General features: G+C 41.9%; 3 protein-coding genes. All 3 read left to right on the top strand.

Annotated features, from left to right (window positions below; all coding sequences use genetic code 11):
- Positions 1-239 precede the first annotated feature (239 nt).
- Positions 240-668, top strand: a complete 429-nt coding sequence (locus tag AC1DPQ_RS20430) for a lactate dehydrogenase (protein ID WP_477578562.1) — start codon at positions 240-242, stop codon at positions 666-668.
- Positions 668-2014: an oxygen-independent coproporphyrinogen III oxidase gene (gene hemN, locus AC1DPQ_RS20425; RefSeq protein WP_477610705.1), complete on the top strand. Its 1347-nt coding sequence runs from the start codon at positions 668-670 to the stop codon at positions 2012-2014. Before AC1DPQ_RS20430 ends, hemN begins: the two co-directional genes overlap by 1 nt.
- Positions 2015-2026: 12 nt before the next feature.
- On the top strand, positions 2027-3931 hold a 1905-nt coding region (locus AC1DPQ_RS20420), incomplete at its 3' end, for a heavy metal translocating P-type ATPase (protein WP_477610704.1).

Below are 3931 nucleotides of genomic sequence, written 5' to 3'. Positions count from 1 at the left end.
CTGGTAATTAGTCAATGGTTCATAGTCGTATTCTTCATTGTGGGACCGCAAGTGGGCGCCAGCCTGTAGCGATTTCGGTAAAGCAATCTCATGAGGTGATTTATTTGTTCGTTGTTTAAATCGCTTAATTGCCGCTAAACGCCAAACTAAGAAATGTAACTAAAATCATTTTTTTCTCTAATCATTCTCACCTGCTGCACCTGCTCAGGGCCATAGTTTTGTATATATAAACTCTGTATATGAAAGCTATAGCTTACAACATCAAACCCGATGAAAAGGAATGGTTGGTACTGGCCAATTATAAAAAACACGACATTACCATAATTGCGAACAGTTTAACTATTGATACGCTTTCATTTGCAACCGGAAAGGAGGCCCTCTTGGTTTTTAACAACGATGAGCTAAGTGGGGCGATGATTCTGGGGCTAAAAGCCCTGGGCATAAAATACATTGCAACCTCATCTTCCGAAACAGACCATCTTGATTTAAAAGCTGCCGGTTCTGCTGGGATCAAAGTGGCAAATGTTCCTTTGGCATCTGGTGATGCCAACGCTAAACAACGGATGGAGCAGGTGATCAAAAACCTCGATCAATGGGCTGTGGGTAAATGTGTAGGTAGCGCGTGCTGCTGTCAAAACGAATGTTCTACCCTAAAAGTGCTTAAATAATGGAAACTTCTACACTACTTAAAAAATACAATGTTGCCACACCAAGGTACACCAGTTACCCAACCGTTCCTTACTGGGATATTGAAAATTTCACTGCAAATGGTTGGTTAGCCAATGTAGCCAACACCTATGAAAGCCATAAAGATGAAGGGATCAGTCTATATATCCACCTTCCATTTTGCGAGAGCCTATGCACCTATTGCGGTTGTAATACCCGGATAACAAAAAACCATGATGTAGAGGTACCGTATATAAATGCTGTACTGGCAGAATGGAAAATGTATGTGGAAGTTTTGAGGGAGAAACCTAAACTAAAAGAACTGCACCTGGGTGGCGGAACCCCTACTTTTTTTAGTGCAGAAAACCTGGGATTATTGATCAATGGTATTCTGCAAAATTCAACTTTGGCTGCTGATGCAGAATTTTCTTTTGAGGCACACCCAGCCAATACCACCAGTGAACACTTAACTATGCTGTACAGTCTTGGTTTTAAAAGATTAAGCCTGGGAATCCAGGATTTCGATCCTAAAGTACAGTTCCTGATCAACCGCTTTCAAACGCCCCGACAGGTAGCTGTAGTTATCGCAGAAGCAAGGGAAATCGGTTATACCTCTGTTAATTTTGATTTGATCTACGGTCTTCCGGGTCAAACAATTCCGGGCTTAGCGGATACTATAGGAGCGGTAATCGATATGAAGCCAGACCGCATCGCTTTTTACAGTTACGCCCATGTGCCCTGGTTAAAACCCGGCCAAAGACATTATACCGAAAAGGATCTTCCCCTGGGCGACGAAAAATTTGCGCTCTACCAATTGGGCAGACAATTGCTTGATGCCGCAGGATATAAAGATATAGGGATGGACCATTTTGCACTGAACAGCGATTCATTGTTCCAGGCGATGACTGAACAGAAGCTGCACCGCAATTTTATGGGCTATACCAATCAGCATACCCGTTTACTTATCGGATTGGGCGTGTCTTCCATCAGCGATAGCTGGACAGCTTTTGCACAAAACCCGAAAACGGTAGAAGATTATCTCAATAAAATTGAACAAGGTACGCTACCTGYAGAAAAAGGCCATTTCCTTACAGGTGAAGATCTTGAGGTAAGAAGACATATCCTTAACCTCATGTGCAAGGAAAATACAGTGTACAACGAAGGCATTCCAGAACAAGTGTATGGCAGGCTGTTGCCTTTATTACGCGATAAGTTGGTATGGGTAACCGAAAAAGAAATCAGAATTACCACCAAAGGGCGATCTTTTTTACGGAATGTGTGTATGGCTTTCGACGAGAAACTATGGCTCAAACAGCCCAAAACCCAATTGTTCAGTTCATCAATTTAAGAACAGTCTAAAATGGAAGATCAAAATAAAACCGCAACACAGGCCCTTTGTTATCATTGTGGCGAAGATCTGCCCAGGGTAAAATATCAGGCAGAAGATAAAGATTTTTGCTGCGCGGGCTGTATGGCCGTTTTCAAGATCCTTTCAGAGAATAATTTATGTAATTATTATGTGTACAATAACAATCCGGGCAGGCAATTTAAAAATGAAAGCCATTTAGAATATCTTGATGAGCCAAAAATTATTGATCAGCTGCTCGATTATAAACACGAAAGTTCGAGCATTATCACCTTTTATATCCCTGCAATACACTGCAGTTCGTGCATCTGGTTGCTGGAACACCTCTATAAAATCAACCCTGCTATATTCAGCTCAAGGATCGATTTTCTTAAAAAACAGATGACTATAAGTTTCAATCACGACGAAATTTCGCTAAGGCAACTGGTAGCAACTTTAAACCAGATTGGTTACGAGCCTTTGATCAGTCTGCAGGATGTTGTACAGGCACACAGCAGTTCGGTAGATAAAACTTTGGTGTTAAAAATAGCCGTTGCCGGATTTTTAATGGGCAATGTTATGCTCTTTAGCTTTCCGGAATATTTTGGTTTATCAGGTTTCGAGAAACAATTTCAATCCCTTTTTAGCTGGCTAAACCTTACGTTCTCTATCCCTGCTGCTTTTTATTGTGGTCGCGATTATTTTACCTCAGCTATAACAAGCCTTAAACACAGACATATTAACCTCGATACCCCTTTAGCACTAATTATTGCGGTGCTTTTCTTGCGCACTGCTTTTGAAGTTGTTTTTGGTACAGGCCCGGGTTTTGCCGATACCTTAACCGGTTTGGTGTTTTTGCTTTTAATGGGCAAATGGCTTAAACAGCGTACCTACCATCACATTTCATTTGATCGCGATTACCGTTCCTACTTCCCGATTGCGGTAACTACCCTGCAAAATGGTAAAGAAAAACCAGTATCCATAAACGAAATCAAGATCGGCGACCGGTTATGGATCAGAAGTGGCGAGCTGGTTCCGGCTGATGCCATTCTGATGAAAGGTGAGGCCTGGATGGATATGAGTTTTGTTACAGGTGAGTCTGATCCTGTACATAAGGTTTTGGGCGAAATTATTTATGCCGGGGGTAGACAAACCAGCGAGGCCATAGAGCTTGAAGTAATTAAACCTGTTTCGCAGAGTTATTTAACCGGTTTATGGAACAACGATAATTATAAAAACAATTCCGAAAAACAGAATTTTAACGATAGCGTAGCCAGGTACTTCAGCCTGGGTGTTTTTCTGATTGCATTTGCCGCTACCGGGTATTGGTTACTTCAAAACGATAGCCACAAGGCCTGGTCGGCATTTACTGCCGTAATTATTGTGGCCTGTCCATGCGTGCTGGCTTTGAGCACACCATTTACCTTATCCGCAATTTTATCGGTTTTTGATAAGAAGGGTTTTTATGTGAAAAACACCGATGCCGTTGAGGAACTTGCCAAATGCGATACCCTGATTTTTGATAAAACAGGTACGTTGACCAGTAATGAAAATGCAGAGATCGTCTTTAGCGGAATGATAACCGATGAAGAAAAGATTATTGTTGCCTCATTGTTGCGCAATTCTATACATCCCTTGAGCAGGCATATCATTAAGGCTTTAAATGTTGACCGGTTTTATTCGCTCAGCGATTATAAAGAGGTGGTAGGAAAAGGTTTGACGGCCAAAATTAACGGCCAAAGTATTTATGCGGGGCATCTTTCTATGCTGCCGGTCCAGGTACCATCTGCCGGGGAGAGCGGGGTGCATATTGTGATCGATCATGTATATAAAGGATGTTTTGATATCAGGCAACAGTGGCGGTCAGGGCTGGAACAAATGATTCTAAAACTTTTTCGATTCAATTTGCAGGTTTTATCC

It is taken from the genome of Pedobacter sp. 01T416_2 (assembly GCF_056398925.1).
This window is presented reverse-complemented; position numbering and strand designations above follow the sequence as displayed.